The 15,237-nt window shown below is 45.9% G+C and carries 18 protein-coding genes and 1 pseudogene; 3 read left to right on the top strand and 16 right to left on the bottom strand.

From position 1 onward, the window contains the following. Genes ACQRCC_RS10560 through ACQRCC_RS10550 form a run of 3 tightly spaced genes read right to left on the bottom strand, consistent with a single transcriptional unit; the run spans nt 1 to nt 1,160 of the window. On the bottom strand, nt 1–471 hold the full coding sequence (locus ACQRCC_RS10560) for a GNAT family N-acetyltransferase (RefSeq protein ID WP_427850735.1): 471 nt from the start codon (nt 469–471) through the stop codon (nt 1–3). 11 nt (nt 472–482) lie between these two features. Further along, complete coding sequence (locus ACQRCC_RS10555; protein ID WP_427850734.1) at nt 483–908, bottom strand: hypothetical protein; 426 nt, start codon at nt 906–908, stop codon at nt 483–485. A gap of 33 nt (nt 909–941) precedes the next feature. After that, the gene (locus tag ACQRCC_RS10550; protein ID WP_427850733.1) at nt 942–1,160 is read right to left on the bottom strand and encodes a hypothetical protein; all 219 of its coding nucleotides are present in this window, start codon (nt 1,158–1,160) and stop codon (nt 942–944) included. 215 nt (nt 1,161–1,375) lie between these two features. Here ACQRCC_RS10550 and ACQRCC_RS10545 point away from each other — a divergent pair, with 215 nt between their 5' ends. Beyond that, nucleotides 1,376–1,876 carry a helix-turn-helix domain-containing protein gene (locus ACQRCC_RS10545; RefSeq protein WP_427850732.1) on the top strand — a complete coding sequence of 167 codons (501 nt, stop codon included), beginning with the start codon at nt 1,376–1,378 and terminating at the stop codon, nt 1,874–1,876. A gap of 32 nt (nt 1,877–1,908) precedes the next feature. On the opposite strand, the gene ACQRCC_RS10540 is transcribed toward ACQRCC_RS10545, so the two are convergent. The 7 genes from ACQRCC_RS10540 to ACQRCC_RS10510 all read right to left on the bottom strand — a co-directional run bounded on the left by ACQRCC_RS10540 (nt 1,909) and on the right by ACQRCC_RS10510 (nt 6,842). Next, nucleotides 1,909–2,271 carry a VOC family protein gene (locus ACQRCC_RS10540; RefSeq protein ID WP_427850731.1) on the bottom strand — a complete coding sequence of 121 codons (363 nt, stop codon included), beginning with the start codon at nt 2,269–2,271 and terminating at the stop codon, nt 1,909–1,911. A gap of 11 nt (nt 2,272–2,282) precedes the next feature. Beyond that, a complete protein-coding gene (locus ACQRCC_RS10535; protein WP_427850730.1) occupies nt 2,283–2,657 on the bottom strand; it encodes a desulfoferrodoxin family protein in 375 nt (124 codons plus the stop codon). A gap of 157 nt (nt 2,658–2,814) precedes the next feature. Beyond that, nucleotides 2,815–4,392: a recombinase family protein gene (locus ACQRCC_RS10530; RefSeq protein WP_154410947.1), complete on the bottom strand. Its 1,578-nt coding sequence runs from the start codon at nt 4,390–4,392 to the stop codon at nt 2,815–2,817. A gap of 145 nt (nt 4,393–4,537) precedes the next feature. Continuing rightward, a complete protein-coding gene (locus ACQRCC_RS10525) occupies nt 4,538–4,732 on the bottom strand; it encodes a hypothetical protein (RefSeq protein ID WP_002334813.1) in 195 nt (64 codons plus the stop codon). Between the two features lie 71 nt (nt 4,733–4,803). Then, nucleotides 4,804–5,748 carry a MobV family relaxase gene (mobV, locus tag ACQRCC_RS10520; RefSeq protein WP_427850729.1) on the bottom strand — a complete coding sequence of 315 codons (945 nt, stop codon included), beginning with the start codon at nt 5,746–5,748 and terminating at the stop codon, nt 4,804–4,806. Between the two features lie 173 nt (nt 5,749–5,921). Then, nucleotides 5,922–6,317 (bottom strand): replication initiator protein A, encoded by a 396-nt coding sequence (locus tag ACQRCC_RS10515; RefSeq protein ID WP_002575861.1) that lies wholly within the window; start codon nt 6,315–6,317, stop codon nt 5,922–5,924. Between the two features lie 111 nt (nt 6,318–6,428). Then, on the bottom strand, nt 6,429–6,842 hold the full coding sequence (locus ACQRCC_RS10510) for a cysteine-rich VLP domain-containing protein (RefSeq protein ID WP_002575860.1): 414 nt from the start codon (nt 6,840–6,842) through the stop codon (nt 6,429–6,431). Nucleotides 6,843–7,070: 228 nt separating this feature from the next. Between ACQRCC_RS10510 and ACQRCC_RS10505 the strand changes: the two genes are divergently transcribed. Then, complete coding sequence (locus ACQRCC_RS10505; RefSeq protein ID WP_002575859.1) at nt 7,071–7,334, top strand: hypothetical protein; 264 nt, start codon at nt 7,071–7,073, stop codon at nt 7,332–7,334. Nucleotides 7,335–7,412: 78 nt separating this feature from the next. Continuing rightward, nucleotides 7,413–8,213, top strand: a complete 801-nt coding sequence (locus ACQRCC_RS10500) for a helix-turn-helix domain-containing protein (protein WP_002575858.1) — start codon at nt 7,413–7,415, stop codon at nt 8,211–8,213. 80 nt (nt 8,214–8,293) lie between these two features. Here the strand turns inward: ACQRCC_RS10500 and ACQRCC_RS10495 are convergent, their stop codons facing one another. From ACQRCC_RS10495 to ACQRCC_RS10470, 6 genes and pseudogenes are all read right to left on the bottom strand, one after another. Further along, nucleotides 8,294–9,514: an MFS transporter gene (locus tag ACQRCC_RS10495; protein WP_002584949.1), complete on the bottom strand. Its 1,221-nt coding sequence runs from the start codon at nt 9,512–9,514 to the stop codon at nt 8,294–8,296. Nucleotides 9,515–10,581: 1,067 nt separating this feature from the next. Beyond that, nucleotides 10,582–10,710, bottom strand: a pseudogene (locus ACQRCC_RS10490) (helix-turn-helix transcriptional regulator); the annotation flags it as partial. A 136-nt stretch (nt 10,711–10,846) separates the two neighbouring features. Continuing rightward, the gene (locus ACQRCC_RS10485; protein WP_427850728.1) at nt 10,847–11,749 is read right to left on the bottom strand and encodes an ABC transporter permease; all 903 of its coding nucleotides are present in this window, start codon (nt 11,747–11,749) and stop codon (nt 10,847–10,849) included. Then, on the bottom strand, nt 11,746–12,663 hold the full coding sequence (locus tag ACQRCC_RS10480; protein ID WP_427850727.1) for an ABC transporter ATP-binding protein: 918 nt from the start codon (nt 12,661–12,663) through the stop codon (nt 11,746–11,748). Before ACQRCC_RS10480 ends, ACQRCC_RS10485 begins: the two co-directional genes overlap by 4 nt. Then, nucleotides 12,660–13,295 carry a TetR/AcrR family transcriptional regulator gene (locus ACQRCC_RS10475; RefSeq protein ID WP_427850726.1) on the bottom strand — a complete coding sequence of 212 codons (636 nt, stop codon included), beginning with the start codon at nt 13,293–13,295 and terminating at the stop codon, nt 12,660–12,662. The genes ACQRCC_RS10480 and ACQRCC_RS10475 overlap by 4 nt, the downstream gene beginning before the upstream one ends. Nucleotides 13,296–13,489: 194 nt before the next feature. Then, a complete protein-coding gene (locus ACQRCC_RS10470; RefSeq protein ID WP_427850725.1) occupies nt 13,490–15,232 on the bottom strand; it encodes an NADH-dependent [FeFe] hydrogenase, group A6 in 1,743 nt (580 codons plus the stop codon). Nucleotides 15,233–15,237 lie beyond the last annotated feature (5 nt).

Below are 15,237 nucleotides of genomic sequence, written 5' to 3'. Positions count from 1 at the left end.
TTATTTAATTATTTTCTGTTCTAACACGAATTCCTGAACCAGACTTCCAAACTCTTCGATCAACCTGCCTTCAACAAAATCTAGTCGCTTATAAAATGCTCTGGCTGCAACCCCTTCCGGCACTCCTTCTCGATATGTTGTCACTACAACAGCTCTTTTGGGATCCATGAATGTAAGCATATAGGAAACCATCTTTTCTGCAATATGCTGTCTGCGATATTCAGCATCAACAGCTAAAAAGCAGATCATATTATGATTTTTCGAAAATAGTAATGTACCAACAATCTTATTCCCACTTTTTGCACAAATTGCAGACTGCTTACTCATAAAATCTAAAACAGTATCTCTATGCTCATCTAAAGCCTCTTTGGTCTCAAGCCCTGGAAATCCATCTTTTACTTTATTTACAAGGTACATCCAATTATCAATATCACATTCTTTACCAAGTTCAATTATCATTTTATTCAGCAATATTCTCCTTATCAGTATTCTCTTTTTACTGTTTCAAGATTATAAATTTTTTTAAACCGTTTTTCCTCTTCATCCGTTCTAATTAACATGACCTCCGTGAAATGTCCATCCTCAATATTTTTAAATCCGGCAACTTTTTCTCCGGTACAGATCGAACTTCGAATGACAGCATATTGTTTTTGAGGATCAAAGGGGATTGTTTCCTTTAAATGTCGTTCATAGTGTGGTATTTTTCCAAAATCCTGATGCATCTCTATTGCAAACACAACGACAAATCCCACGAGGATGATTCCGCCAATTACACACAACTCCCATAAAAATATACGAAACAATAACCAGACAAAAAGCGGAATGATACCGCCAATCAGAAGCCCCAGTCCGATCCATTTGCCACCAAAATGTATGGAATTTATTTTGGGAATAACCCGCTTTTTCATTATTTTTCCCCTTTTTTGCACTGTAAAAATCTCCTACCATGATTTTGGAATTAGCAATGAAACAATTCCCACAATCAGCAGAATCGGAAATGCAATTCCAATCAATCCTGCAAACACAAGGCCTATTAAGAATAGCGGAAGCAGCACTACGGTACATATTATTTTTGAAATCCCCCATGCTGCCTTCACAGCAAAACCAATAATTTTTCCAAATATAAGAAGCATTAAGATTGTAAATATTAGTGTTAACATTTTTCCTTCCTCCATTTTCTACAAATTATGCCTTTATTATAGCTATAATCTCGGTTCTGTTAAACTGTCTGTTTGCAGAAATACATATATCTATTTCGCCTTTTTTGCGAACAAAATCCGTCGAGAGATTTCTTTTTATCCGGGTACCTCTTCCCTTTCTGAGCGATATCTTATATAATGGAACACAACAAAATCTGATGAACGAGGAATCAATTATGGGAAGAAAATCAACGAAAGAAAACAAAAATATATACCAGATAAGTCGTGAGGATATGAATTACTCACGTGAAACCGCAGCTGAAAAACTCGGTTTTATCTCTTCTGACCGTATCGAGAAAATAGAAAACGAAAAATCCTTACCCCATCCTGAAGAAATACTTGCAATGGCTGACTGCTATAAGAATCCTTCGCTGTGTAATTATTTTTGCTCTCACGAGTGTCCGATCGGTATAAAATATGTTCCTGAGATCCAAACAAAAGAACTTTCCCAGATTACCCTGGAAATGCTTGCCACTCTCAATATACTCACCCGCGAGAAAGACCGTCTCATTGAAATAACGGTGGACGGCAAACTTTCTGAAGATGAAATGCCAGATTTTCTCAAAATTAAAGGAGAGTTGGAGAAAATGGCTTTGGCAATAGATTCTCTCAATCTTTGGTTGGATCATACGATAGCTTCTGGAAAAATTGAACAGGATTTGATTCCCGGCAAATAAAAACATTGATCCATTCCATTACAGGCTCTCCTTTACACCGGCGTACCAACTTCAATCAGATTCCCGTCCGGATCATAAAAACGGATCACCTTCTGCCCCCAGCTATGGGTCATCAGCCGGTTCACATACTCAATCGGTTCCCTGTAGTTATCCAGTTTTTTGGCAAATGCCTCGATATCTTTCTCTTCAAAATACAGCTCTGAAGCATGATTTTTCGGCAGAATTTCCTTCCCGATAAAATCACTCCAGATCTTTGCATCCTGCAGTACAAGTCCCTCTGTCAGAATAACATTTCCGTCATTATCCAGGATTACTTCCAATCCAAAAAGCTCTCTGTAAAATGCAATAGATTTCTCCATATCATTTACTACAATCAGTACATTCTTTAACTTCACAAGTTCATCTCCTATCCACGATTCGCTCTATTTAACTTCACCAGCATTCTATACATTCCATGCCTGTTGCAATACGCATACAAAATCCCGGTTCCTTTCTTTTTAAATCTCACCGATATATCCTGTTCCGGATAAAGCTTTACAACTTCCACACTTCCGGATGTCACGTATGCGATAAAGGAAATGTAATGCCCTTTGTCCATCGGATGATCCATCGTCACATGATACTCATTATCCACCGTTTCCAGAATGATTTGATGATTCTCATCACATGTTTCCGGTTCCTGCTCAAGAAGTGTAATTCCACAACATGAAAACGAGCCCTGCCCAACAGCAGTAATCACATTTCCACATACCGGACATACATAGAACTGTGTCTTTTTCATATTTCCGGAAGGATTCTCGTTTTCTCTCAGGTCTCCCGTCAGAAGCTCCGCAATGGAAATCCCAAGCGCCTTTGCCAGATCCTCAATAATCGAAATATCCGGAAGACCTTTACCCGTTTCCCTTAGTTAAAGATATTGTTGGGTATCTCAAGATGTGTCATTCGATTTTGCCGATAAAGCGGTAGAAGATTTCCACTTCCTGTTCCCGGCTTCCGTCCTCACTTTTGACCGCTTCATGGACAAGGATTTTTTCAATCAGCGTATTCAGAAGTTCAGCCGTCAATTCTGTGGGATTGACATACTGTTTCATCAGACCTATCCACTTTTCAGCGTCAACCGCTGTCTGGGCGGCGGTCTCCATCGCTTCGTGAAGCCGTTCAATTTTTACGTCCAATTCTCGCTGTTCGCCCTGATACTTTTCGGACAGCATATTGAAATTGTATTCTGTAATGCGTCCGGCAGACCAGTCCTCATACATTTTTGCAAACAGGGTGTCTACTTCTGCTTTGCGCTTTTCCGCCTTTTTCAGTTCGGCTGTCTGCCGCTTCCTTGCAGTATTGCGTTCCTTGTCGCTGGCGTTAAGTAGCCGTTTCAGAAGTTTGTCCCCATCCTGCTGTGCCAGCACAGACCAGTATTGCAGACGGGAAAGGACATAGGCGTAAAGCACATCATAGCGGATATAGTGCATGGAACACTGGTGCAATCCTTGCCCGTACTTGCTACAATGGTAGTGGGCATAGGGATTTTTGTTCTGGCTGTTCATACCATAGGCCAGCGACCAGCCGCAGTCCGCACATTTTACCAGCCCGGAAAATATCTGTGTTGTGCCGTTCTTCTGCCGTCTGCGCCTGTTGCAAATCTGCTCCTGTACTTGACGGAACACATCTTCGGAAATAATCGCTTCGTGGGTGTTCTCCACACGATACCATTCCTCTTTTGGCTTGCGTACTTTCTTCTTGTTTTTGAATGAAATGTTGGTCTGCTTATTGTGGACGCTGTGTCCGATATAGGTTTCCTCTTTCAGAATACTTTTCACCTGCGCTATCGTCCACGCATAGGCTTTTTCCTCCGGCGCTCCGGCATAGATATTTGCGAAAGTGCCGTATCTCTGGAAATTCAGCCAGCCGGGAGTAGGTACTTTTTCTTCGACCAAAATCCGTGTAATGCTGGCGGCTCCCCGGCCATGAACGGCAAGGTCAAAAATCTTTTCGATAATCCACCTTGTTTCCGGGTCAATCAGAAGATGGCCTTTCTTATCTGGGTCTTTGACATAGCCAAGCGGAGCATAGGCTCCATAGTGTGCGCCATTTGCGAACCGTGTCCGCATGGCCGCCTTTACCTTTTTGCTGGTCTGGCGGGCGTGCATTTCATTCAGAATGTTGAGGAATGGGGCAAGCTCATTCTCTCCGTTGATGGTGTCCACATTGTCATTGACAGCGATATAGCGGACGCCTTTGCTGGGAAAGTAGATTTCCGTGTATTGGCCGGTCAGAATGTAGTTTCTGCCTAAGCGGGATAAATCCTTCGTAACAACGCAGTTGATTTTCCCGTCCTCAATGTCATCAATCATTCTCTGAAAATCCGGCCTGTCAAAGTTCGTTCCAGACCATCCATCGTCGATATATTCATCTATGACATTCAGGCCATGCTCGGCGGCATATTGCCGGAGCATCATGCGTTGTGTCTGAATACTCCCGCTTTCTCCTTGCAGTTCATCGTCCCGGCTCAATCTCATATAAAGCGCCGTGTTGTAAATCGTAGTATTGTAAGGTTGTTTCACCGTTAAAAATCCTCCTTCTAAAGAAACAACCCACGCTTACAATACTTTTGCTCTATGGCAATTATATCATAAGCGTGGGCGTGTTATCAATGATGGGCTATCAGGTTGAAGCGGCTTTTTCTGCGGTATGCCGCACCACATCTACAATCAGATCACCGAGGGGCTTCCCGCCTGCGGCGAAGTGTTCGGAGATTTTTATACGGTTGTTCCCACATACAAAATACTGCGTGCCGTTCTCTGCTTGTATGACCTGCCCTGTCCGGGGTGTAAAAATATCGCTTTCGCTTTTTGCCATCCAGTGTCCTCCATATTCAGTTTTCAAGGTACAATGCCGCACAGAGGCGGCGAAAATTTCTGCTTATACTATCACCTTTCCTTTACCGTGTGCCGCTGCTGCCGTTTCAGTTCCGCTAGTATATCCGGCGGGATACGGTCAACCAGCCGCTGTAAATTGTCCAGTTCGCTTTTCAGCTTTGCCCGTTCCATCGTATCTTTCATCTTGCCTTTTTCACTGGCCTTTGCCCTTGCTTCCAACTTCTCATTCTCCGCCAACAGGTCATTGATTGTGACCTTGTACTTTTTCAACTGCCCGGAGAAGTTCTCCATCTGCGGGAACCACTTTTTCAGCATGGAGAGGGCTTCCTCTTTTTTCTTTCCGGCGTTCAGTGGGTTAATGCCGTCAAGGGCGGCTTCAATGGCTCTGGCCTGTTTGGAGAGGGAAACCGCCTGTTTGAAAAGCCGGGTGGGGATATGCTTCCGGCCTGTCTTGCTGGCACTCTCCCCACGCTCCAAGTCGGGGTACTGCTCCACCATACAGGCGTGAAAATCGTCCTGCCACTTCGTCAGATTGGCCCGGTTGCCGATAATTTCTTTGGCGCACAGGCGGTTGTCCTTTGTCAGCGGCACAAAGACCAAGTGCAGATGGGGCGTTTTTTCATCCATGTGTACCATAGCCGAAACGATGTTCTCCCGGCCCACCCGGTCAATGAGGAAGTCCGCCGCCCTCTGGAAGTAGGCCGCTATCTCCTTTGGGGACTTGCCCTTGAAAAACTCCGGGCTGGCGGTAATCAGCGTGTCCACAAACCGAGTGCTGTCCTTGCGGGTGCGGCATCTGGCCTGCTCGATGCGGCTCTGAATGAAATGGTAGTAGCGGCCATCCGGCTTGACGATGTGGAAATTGTACTTGCTCCGGCTGGTGTCAATGTCCGGGTTGCTGGCGTACTGCTCCTTTTTCCGTTCATGGTGGGCTTCCAGCGGCCCCGCCGGGTGGCCCTTGTGCTTCTCAAATCGCAAAATTGCGTGTTGTGCCATTGAACTCCTTTCCCCATTCCATTCCTTTCCGGCGGGTTTTCCCGCCGAAAATATCTCTGATAGGATTGGAATGGAATGAATGTAAATAGATGGTTTTAATCTCTGTATTTCTATATACCGTCAGATTTCCGTACTTCAAGAGGATTGATTTTCGTACTCGCCAAGTACGGTTTTCAGCCCTCCGGCGTACCATAACCGGATTTCTTGAAGTCGGTGTTTGGAACCGCTTCATAGGATTTCGGGTAAATGCGGTTGGGTTTTCCACAGCCCTGTTTCTGGATTTCCACCAGCCCCGCATACTGCAACTCCCGCAGGGTGTTGACCGCTTTCTGCCGCCCGCAGCGGAGCAAAGCGACCACCTCGCAGATGGGGTAGTACAGGTAGACCCGCCCGTACTCGTCCGCCCAGCCGTTCTTCCGGGACAACTCCGCCCGGCGCAGGACAAAGGCATACAGCACCTTCGCTTCGTTGCTCAAGGGCTGGAATGTGGGTGCTTCAAAAAGGAAATTGGGGAGCCGGGTGAAACTGAACGCCTTTTCCGGCTGGTGAATATAAATCGTGTTTGTCATAGCGTGTTTTGTGGACGGTTAGAGGCCCGTTTTCCGGGGCGAATGATAAATGATACCAGCCGCCCCGGTTGAGGGCTTGCGGAGCCTTGCAAATCAAGGCTTTTCCCGCTCTTAACTGTCCACAGCAGACCTCCTTTTCCGTTCACTTTCTGTTTTCTGCCGCCTGTGAACTCTGGCGGCGCAGTCCGGGCAGTATTTGCCCCGGTTGGACTTCGGGACGAACACACCGCCGCACTCCGCACAGCGTTTCAAGTCCCTGTCCCGGTAAATCTCCGCTTCCAGCGTCCTGTCCAGCGGCAAGACCGCCCAGCGGAACCACTTGCAGCAGACGGAGAACGAAATCATCTGCGGACAGGCGCAGGTGTCGCCATCGTCCAGCGCAAGGCAGTTTCCGTCCTCGCAGTTGCAGCACTCCCGGCGTATCAGGCCGCTGGCTCGTCTCTTCTGGGGCGGGGTTATGCGGTAGGGGGAGCCGTCCGGCCTGTGTTCCAGCGGCGGCAGGTGTTGATAGGGTCTTTTGCTCATGCGTCCCTCCGTTTTCTTTGGCGTGTTCTGTTTCCAAGGTGCTTGTCCATCGATGAACTATCCCAAGTCTACACCTTTTTGACCGCCTGTGCCGTATATCCAAGAGGTAGGAAATCAGCCTGAAAAACTCCCTATTTCCACGCTCTCGGATTTGTGATATAATCAAAAAAAGATAAAAGACAAATTCAGGTTTCTGGTCTTCTTGCACAAAATAAAGGAGGAGCTATTATGCAAATTGTTTATATTCCAAGCGAATCAATGTCTGTTCAAGGTAAAAAAGATGAAATCTATAAAAGATATGGGAAAGACTGGAATATTAGAGAACAGGGAGGAGGTAACGGAAATTGGTTGTTGACCAGAAAAAGTGATGTGCTTGTAGATGGAAAAAGTTATCGTACTTTTGTACTTGAACACTACGGTAAATCCAAGCTGACAGCGAAGCTTGTTGATAAATTTCGTGAAGATGTAGCAAATGGTAAAATAAAACTGTAAATGCCTATGCCGTTATGCTATGAGCATAGTACATAGCATAACGGCTTCTCTTTCGTTGAGCTAGCAAGGAGGGTGAATATGTCTTTATCCATACAAGAGCGATTAAAAGACCTACGTGTGGAGCGTGGCTTGACGCTGGGGCAGCTTGCGGAGCAGACCGGGCTTTCCAAGTCTGCGCTGGGCAGTTACGAAACGGAAGACTTCAAGGACATCAGCCACTATGCCCTTATCCGGCTGGCGAAGTTTTACGGTGTGACCGCTGATTATCTGCTGGGGCTGTCTGAAATGAAAAATCACCCAAACGCCGATCTTGCAGACCTGCGTTTGAGTGATGAAATGATTGACCTGCTGAAAAGCGGGAGGATAGACAATACCCTGCTGTGTGAGCTGGCGGCGCACCCGGATTTCCCCCGGCTGATGGCTGACCTTGAAATCTATGTGAACGGAACGGCACTGAAACAGGCGCAGGGTGCAAACGCCATAGTGGACACGATGAGCGCAACTGTTATAAAAAAGCATAATCCTGGCATGAGTGATACGCAGTTAAGACAGCTTATCACCGCCCATATTGATGAGGACGAGTTTTGCCGCTATGTGATACAACGGGACATAAACGGGATTGCCCTTGCTCTGCGGGAAACACACAAGGACGATTTTTTCAGCGTCCCAGAGGATAACCCGCTAAAAGAAATGCTGGAAACTGCTGGTGAAATCGTCAGCCAGGACAGCGACACGGAACAAGCGTACTTGGCGTTTATCTGCAAACGGCTCAAGCTGAATTTTAGGAAGCTGTCAGTAGAAGAACGGAAGTGGCTGAAAAAGATTGCGGAAAAATCCGACTTGCTGAAGAATCCAAAACCGCAGAGAGGACGAAGATAAAAAATGCCTGAACGGCGGTTCTGGTTTTTCAGAACCACCATCCAGGCATTTTGTTTAGTAATAGAAAAAGGTGCAGTTGATTATTGCGTATTGTCAATCTCTCTCAAACCGGGTAGTAAAAATACGGCAAGCGCAACGATGATAATGCCAATTCCGCAAATGACAAACCATTTCTCAACTCCCAGCCGCTCCGCCAGAGGCCCGGAAATGACAAGGCCAAACGGCATGGCGAGGGAAGCGGCGCTTGTCAGTAGAGAAAAAACTCTCCCCAGATATTCTGGTTTGACCGTTTCTTGAAAAATCGCATTTTGCACACCGTAAAATGGAGCGGAAATTCCCATAACAGTACAGCACACAACAAAGACAAGAAATGCGTCTGGCGGCAAAAGCCCGGAGAGCATATTGCTAACGCCCATCAGGAGAACGGAAAGACCGATGGTGTACCGCCGTTTCTTAAAACCGCCCCAAATGCTCAGAATGACTCCGCCAAGCAGCATACCAACCGCAAAAGCAATTTCAGCGGCAGAGGCATGGGCCGGTGTTCCTTTGAAGTATGACATACAGATGAGAGGAAAAAGCGTACTGATTGGCATATAAAAGAACATATAAATTACACCAATCCAGAGCAGAGCAAAGAGGCCCCTGTTTTGCTTTAATACCACATACCCCTCTTTCATATCCTGTAAAAACTGTTGTCTTTTCGTTTCTGGACATAGTTCAGGCGTTGGTATGGACGAAATCGCAACAGTCACACAGGCAAGGATTGCACCCACAATATCTAACAATATAATTGCATTAAGAGGCCAAACAGCATATAAAAACGCTGCGGCAGCTGGACTGATAATCGCACTTACTGCTTGCATGGTCTGCGTGTAACCAGCGCATTTTGTAAGTTCCTCTTTTGGCACAATCATAGGTGTTGCTGCGCTGAATGCTGGAGAATGAAAAGCAGTTCCCGCACTTCGGATTAACAGGACAACCATAATAGACCATACGGGCAATTCCATGTAAAACGCCACCAGCGCCAGAATACCGCCAGCGGCGGCAATTATCAAATCCGCACCAATCATTACGCTTTTACGGCTGTGCCGGTCAACAAAAGCACCTGCAAACGGGCCTAAACAGGCTTGCGGCAAAAATCCAATCAGTGTTGCCGCCGTCAATATGATTGCAGAATTAGTTTTCGCAACCAAATAAAAGATAATGGCCATTTGCAAAATACCGCTGCTAATAAAGGATATTGCTTGTCCGGCAAGAAGTGTAAAATAAGTTTTTCTCCATGAATTGTTGTTTTGGGTCATAATGCGAACCTCCTTTTTTATTGCATTGTTCCTTTGTTTCTGCAATAAAAAGCAGGCGTTGTCCCACAGAGAGGGCAGACGCCTGCATAACAACAAAGCACGAAAAAACACCACGATACAGTTCAAAGACTGCTCGTGTCAAACCTACGTGTTCCTTTGCATACGCACGCAAAAAAAGCCCACCATCATGTGGAAAGGTACTTCTACTTTTTATTGCTTATTAGCGTACACAAATTAACACACGTAAGCCTCCTTCCAATCTCAAACTGTCGCACAGTATAACACACATCCGATAGACTTGTCAACCATTTTTAACCTTGTTTTCCATCTTGTTTTTCCATCTCTTACGGGCAGTAGCAAAGCCAGGCGAGCCAGTCAACGGTCAAGATGAACGGCGCTTTCAGCGCCGCCGTTGACAGTCTCGCCCGTCTTTGCTAATGGGTAATCAAGGCGGGAAAGCCATTTTAGGGCTTTCCCGCCCATTTCAATTTTGGGAGAAGAAAGGCCCCAAAATGAACGAGCGCGGCCAAGCACTTTGAGGGATTGGCCGCCTTGTCCACCCATCCAGCGGGGCGGCGGGCGGCGGTCAAGGCCGGGTGTAACCCCGTTCATTTCAGCCTTGACGGTTGCCCGCTGTCCTGCTACTTTTCCGGGAGTGTGGCCACAACTTCGGGACACTTTGTCCACAAGTCGGAGCGTAGGACGAGGGACGGGGGCTTTCATATACGCTCTGTCTGCTGATGAAACCAGACCTGCGCTTGCGGCTCCACGCCACGCAAGCACAGCCCTGTTTTCTTGCCGCTTCAAATCTTGCCGCTTCAAATGCCCTTGCCCTCCCCGGCGGCAACGGCATTTTCACGACAACGCCGACAGAGCGTATAACACACTACACTTTGCTTCGCAAAGTCGTGTGCCAAATGGGGGCGTTGCCCCCTTTGGAAACCCCCACAAGAAAAGGCGATATGCTACCCCTCCACGGGGCGCATACCGCCTTTTCTTGTTATCCAGCCCTCCGGCTGTATTGGTTGAGCAAAAGTCAGCGTGGGATTGGTGTGGTATCTTTATCTAAGTGAACCCCCTGTCTCCCATTTAGAAACAGTCTTATCACTGACATTGATTCTATCTGCCAGCTCCTTCTGGGTGATGTTTCTTTTTTCTCTTAATTCTTTTACCGTTTTTCCAGTCACATAACTCATAATATCTACCTCTTTCTTCATTTATTATGAGTAAATTGTAAGCCCCGGCATCTCATCCGGCAACCTACGCAGCGTAGAGTCAGGATATCATTTCTTCACAAACATCCCCACAGTCTCGCCAATCAGCATTCCCAGACTATCTCTGTTTTCCGCTGCGCACCACATTTAACAGCACATACAATGCAATCAACCCTGCAGCCGTTCCTGCCATAATCAAATACATTGTGTTAAGTCCCACTTTTTCATCAAAGAAATATAGATTACAATCCACCGCATCTTTAATTGCCTCTACGACCTGAGACGGAAATCCCTGACTTTCCATCTCTTCAAATGTTCCCCTGAGCACATGGTTTCGAAGCATGGAAGTCCCATAGGTTCCCGGAAGAAAAGAAATCACCTTCTGCAACCCGTCCGAGAACTGGGAAATCGGCATATATGCTCCACAGATAAATCCATATCCCGCACTGACAATCGTTCCCACGGCAGACATCTGCCCCTGACTGGTAAGGAACATATTGATAATGCTGGACAGTGCCGTTCCGAATAATACCAGAAGAAATACATCCAACAGCAGTCTAAGCACATCTTCCGTAGTAAGATACCAGCCCACCTTTGCAATATAAAGAAGACATACACCTGTTGCCACATAAGAAATCAACAGCGTGGAAACCATTGTAGAAATATAATATCCTAAAGCCAGTGTACCCTTGCTTACCGGTGAAATCGTAAGATCCTTCCTGGTTCCATTTACCTTATCCTGAACCATCAGTAGATTGGAACAGAATGCCACCGTCACACAGCAGACTGCCAGAAGAGAAGATGTTAGCTCCCCGCCCACACATCCTCCGATCAGCTCATCCGGCGCCGTAGCACCAGCCGCCTCCAATGCCCCTCGGAATGTATCTTCATATACATTACTCAAAAACGTCCCGTACAGTACCAGAAGAACCAGCGGTGTTACCAGAGAGGTGAAGAACATTCCCTTATCTTTAAAAAATAACTTTGTATTTCGTTTAATTAATGCGCCCAGACCTCTCATTTCTCTGTACCTCCCGTCAGTTTCTTGCCTGTCACCGCAAGGAAAACATCATCCATCTTTCCCTTAACGATTTCATAATCCCGAAAGACCTCCGGATATTTCAGAATCAGCTCTGTTGCAGCAGCCGTATCCGGCACCGCTACCCGGTAAACATCTTGCTTAAGAGGCTCACTTGGACATCCAAGACTGCTTACCTGTTTCTTGGTCACTCCATACAGTGTGATAAAATCTCCCGTATAGGTATTCTTAAGTTCCAGCGGCGTTCCTTCCGCTGCAATTCTTCCACTGTCAAGTATAACAACATAGTCTGCATCTGCTGCCTCTTCCATATAATGAGTTGTCAGAAAAACGGTCATTTTCTGTTCCTTACGAAGCCTTGCAATGGCGTCCCAGAGAAGCTTTCTTGTCTGAGGATCCAGACCTGTAGTAGGTTCATCCAATATTAAAATCTTAGGCTGATGCAGAAGTGCTCTTGCAATATCAATTCTTCTTCTCTGTCCGCCGGAAAGCTTTCCAACTGTTCTTTTCAGCAAATCTTCGAAATCCAGAAGTTGCGAAAGATCTTTTAATCTTTCTTTAAATACCTTTCCTGTGATTCCGTAAAGCGCCGCACGGCTTTCCAGATTATCCTGTACATTCAGCGCCTTATCCAGAACGGAATTCTGGAACACTACACCCAGACTTCGTTTAATCGTGTCATCGTCCTTATCCAGATCCGCCCCACAAATATGTACACTTCCTGCGTTCTTCGTAAGCTGTCCGCACATGATATTAATTGTTGTTGACTTTCCCGCTCCATTGATGCCGAGAAATGCAAAGAGTTCCCCCTCTTTTACACGGAAACTTAAATCCTGTACTGCTTTCACGTCACCAAAGCTTTTACTCAGGTGGCTTATTTCAATGATATTACTCATAGGTCGCTCTCCTTTTCGTCACATTCATCCTTTTTTACTGGCTTAATATTATACCGTTCTTTCGCACCGGACTTTACCACCATCATCATTCCAATAAATGATTCCGTCAGCATCTCTGACACTTCTTTCTCATCAAAGTCACATACTTTGGCGGCACATAGTGCTCCAATTCCAAATGTATGAATCCACACATGCTTAAACAGCTGCAACGCATCCTGCTCTGGCAGCTGATAATCCCTCATAATTACCTCTATACAAAGCTTTGACATATCCCCCAGTTCTTCAAAAATATCTTCAAAGCTCTTAGCCTTTTCATTTTCTGTCATAAAAAGCATCTGAAACAGCTTTGGCTCTTCTTTCGCAAACAGAATCATCTGCATCCCGAATTGCTTAAATGCCGGTGTATAATGAACCCCTTTATTTGTATAGTCATTATACCGCTGCATTGCTGCCTTTCTTACTTCTTTCTGCACTTCTTCCATATTTTCAAACACCGTAAATATGGGACGTGCCGAGCTTCCCAGACGCTGTCCCAGGTCCCGGGCAGTAAGTGCCTCCATTCCCCGTTCACTGACCATATCTAACGCTGCTGCCACGATCTCATCTCTTGTAAATTTCGGTTTCGGTGGCATTTACATCATCCTCCCATTCAAAATCACACGTTTTAAATTGGTTGTTTTAAATCATTTGTTTTATTTTATACCTTATGTCAGGAACCTGTCAATTCCTTTTTACAAAGAACTCGGGAGTTTTTTTGCAGTAATCAATAGAAAAAGAGATTTGGCACCATATCATAGTGCCAAATCTCTCTAATTCAGGTTTTTTATTAGTTAATTGTTCTCTTTACATAGGTTGTATGTAAGGTCTCATGTGCCTTGTGGCTTCCCGGTTCGCCCAGATATTCATCATAAAGCTTCTTAATTGCCGGATTCTCATGAGATTTACGGATTGGTTTTGCAGCATCATTTCTGTAAAGAACGCCTGCACGGATTCCGCGTACGTCTGTAAAGTTACGTACATCTCCGGATACCTGTGGCTGTCCTCCACCGTTAACACATCCGCCAGGACATCCCATGATCTCGATGAAGTGGTAGTTTGCCTCACCGGATTTCACTTTGTTAAGAAGCTCTCTTGCATTGTTAAGTCCGGAAACTACCGCTACCTTCACATCCATTCCCGCCACATGATAAGATGCCTCTTTGATTCCCTGTGTACCACGCACATCGGTAAACTCCAGGTTCGCAAGCTCTTCACCGGTCAGAGTCTCTACGGCTGTACGAAGTGCCGCCTCCATAACACCGCCGGTCGCACCAAAGATAACACCTGCGCCTGTGGATTCGCCCATGGGATCATCAAATCCTTCATCCGGAAGAGCGGAAAAATCAATACCACAACGCTTAATCAGTCTTGCCAGCTCTCTTGTTGTGATGGCAATATCCACATCCGGAACGCCTGCCGCATTCTGGTCATCTCTTCCGATCTCAAATTTCTTTGCTGTACACGGCATTACGCTGACAGATACGATCTTCTTCGGATCAATGCCTTCCTTCTCTGCAAAATATGTTTTCAGCATAGCACCAAACATCTGCTGCGGAGACTTACAGCTTGACAGATTTTCCGTCATATCCGGGAAGTAATGTTCACAATACTTAATCCATCCAGGTGAACAGGATGTGATCATCGGAAGCACACCACCATTTTGAATACGGTGCAGAAGCTCTGTTGCCTCCTCCATAATCGTAAGGTCTGCTCCCCAGTCTGTATCAAATACCTTGTCAAATCCAATTCTTCGAAGTGCAGCTGCCATCTTGCCTTCCACGTCAGTTCCCATCGGATAACCAAATTCTTCGCCCAGACCTGCTCTTACAGAAGGAGCTGTCTGTACAACTACATATTTCTCCGGATCAGCAATTGCTTCGATAATCTTATCTGTGTAGTCTTTTTCATAAAGTGCTCCTGTCGGACAGACTGCGATACACTGACCACAGGAAACACAGCTGGTCTCGCCCAGTCCCATTTCAAAAGCAGAACCGATAAATGTATCGAATCCACGGTTATTCGGTCCGATTACTCCGATTCCCTGTGTCTTTTCACAGGTAGCCACACAGCGGCGGCACAGGATACATTTATTATTATCACGAACCATATGAGCAGCGGAAGTATCCAGCTCGTAGTGATTCATTTCACCTGCATAATAGTTTTCATCATCCACACCATACTCACGACAGAGCTGCTGTAATTCACAATTGCCGCTTCGCACGCAGGAAAGACATTTCTTATCGTGATTGGACAGCAGAAGCTGCAAAGTTCTTTTTCTGGACTGGATCAGCTTCGGTGTGTTCGTATAAACTTCCATTCCCTCGTTAATCGGGTGCACACAAGCTGCAACCAGATTTCTTGCACCTTTTACTTCTACTACACACATACGGCATGCGCCGATCTCGTTAATTTCTTTCAGATAGCACAGAGTCGGAATTCTGATTCCTGCCAGATGTGCCGCTTCAAGGATAGTAGAACCTGCCGGTGCGGATACATCAAGCCCGTTGATTTTAAGATTAATATTTTCCATATTTT

It is taken from the genome of Sporofaciens sp. SGI.106 (genome assembly GCF_050314255.1).
Taxonomy (GTDB): Bacteria; Bacillota; Clostridia; order Lachnospirales; family Lachnospiraceae; genus Claveliimonas.
Note: the sequence above shows the minus strand (reverse complement) of the source record. Positions and strands in the feature narration are given on the sequence as shown.

Excerpts from the sequence above, each read along its gene's own strand:
- ACQRCC_RS10555 (WP_427850734.1), bottom strand. The coding sequence starts at position 908 with ATGAAAAAGCGGGTTATTCCCAAAATAAATTCCATACATTTTGGTGGC.
- ACQRCC_RS10550 (WP_427850733.1), bottom strand. The coding sequence starts at position 1,160 with ATGTTAACACTAATATTTACAATCTTAATGCTTCTTATATTTGGAAAA.
- ACQRCC_RS10545 (WP_427850732.1), top strand. The coding sequence starts at position 1,376 with ATGGGAAGAAAATCAACGAAAGAAAACAAAAATATATACCAGATAAGT.
- ACQRCC_RS10535 (WP_427850730.1), bottom strand. The coding sequence starts at position 2,657 with ATGAAAAAGACACAGTTCTATGTATGTCCGGTATGTGGAAATGTGATT.
- ACQRCC_RS10530 (WP_154410947.1), bottom strand. The coding sequence starts at position 4,392 with ATGAGATTGAGCCGGGACGATGAACTGCAAGGAGAAAGCGGGAGTATT.
- ACQRCC_RS10525 (WP_002334813.1), bottom strand. The coding sequence starts at position 4,732 with ATGGCAAAAAGCGAAAGCGATATTTTTACACCCCGGACAGGGCAGGTC.
- mobV (WP_427850729.1), bottom strand. The coding sequence starts at position 5,748 with ATGGCACAACACGCAATTTTGCGATTTGAGAAGCACAAGGGCCACCCG.
- ACQRCC_RS10515 (WP_002575861.1), bottom strand. The coding sequence starts at position 6,317 with ATGACAAACACGATTTATATTCACCAGCCGGAAAAGGCGTTCAGTTTC.
- ACQRCC_RS10510 (WP_002575860.1), bottom strand. The coding sequence starts at position 6,842 with ATGAGCAAAAGACCCTATCAACACCTGCCGCCGCTGGAACACAGGCCG.
- ACQRCC_RS10505 (WP_002575859.1), top strand. The coding sequence starts at position 7,071 with ATGCAAATTGTTTATATTCCAAGCGAATCAATGTCTGTTCAAGGTAAA.
- ACQRCC_RS10500 (WP_002575858.1), top strand. The coding sequence starts at position 7,413 with ATGTCTTTATCCATACAAGAGCGATTAAAAGACCTACGTGTGGAGCGT.
- ACQRCC_RS10495 (WP_002584949.1), bottom strand. The coding sequence starts at position 9,514 with ATGACCCAAAACAACAATTCATGGAGAAAAACTTATTTTACACTTCTT.
- ACQRCC_RS10485 (WP_427850728.1), bottom strand. The coding sequence starts at position 11,749 with ATGAGAGGTCTGGGCGCATTAATTAAACGAAATACAAAGTTATTTTTT.
- ACQRCC_RS10480 (WP_427850727.1), bottom strand. The coding sequence starts at position 12,663 with ATGAGTAATATCATTGAAATAAGCCACCTGAGTAAAAGCTTTGGTGAC.
- ACQRCC_RS10475 (WP_427850726.1), bottom strand. The coding sequence starts at position 13,295 with ATGCCACCGAAACCGAAATTTACAAGAGATGAGATCGTGGCAGCAGCG.
- ACQRCC_RS10470 (WP_427850725.1), bottom strand. The coding sequence starts at position 15,232 with ATGGAAAATATTAATCTTAAAATCAACGGGCTTGATGTATCCGCACCG.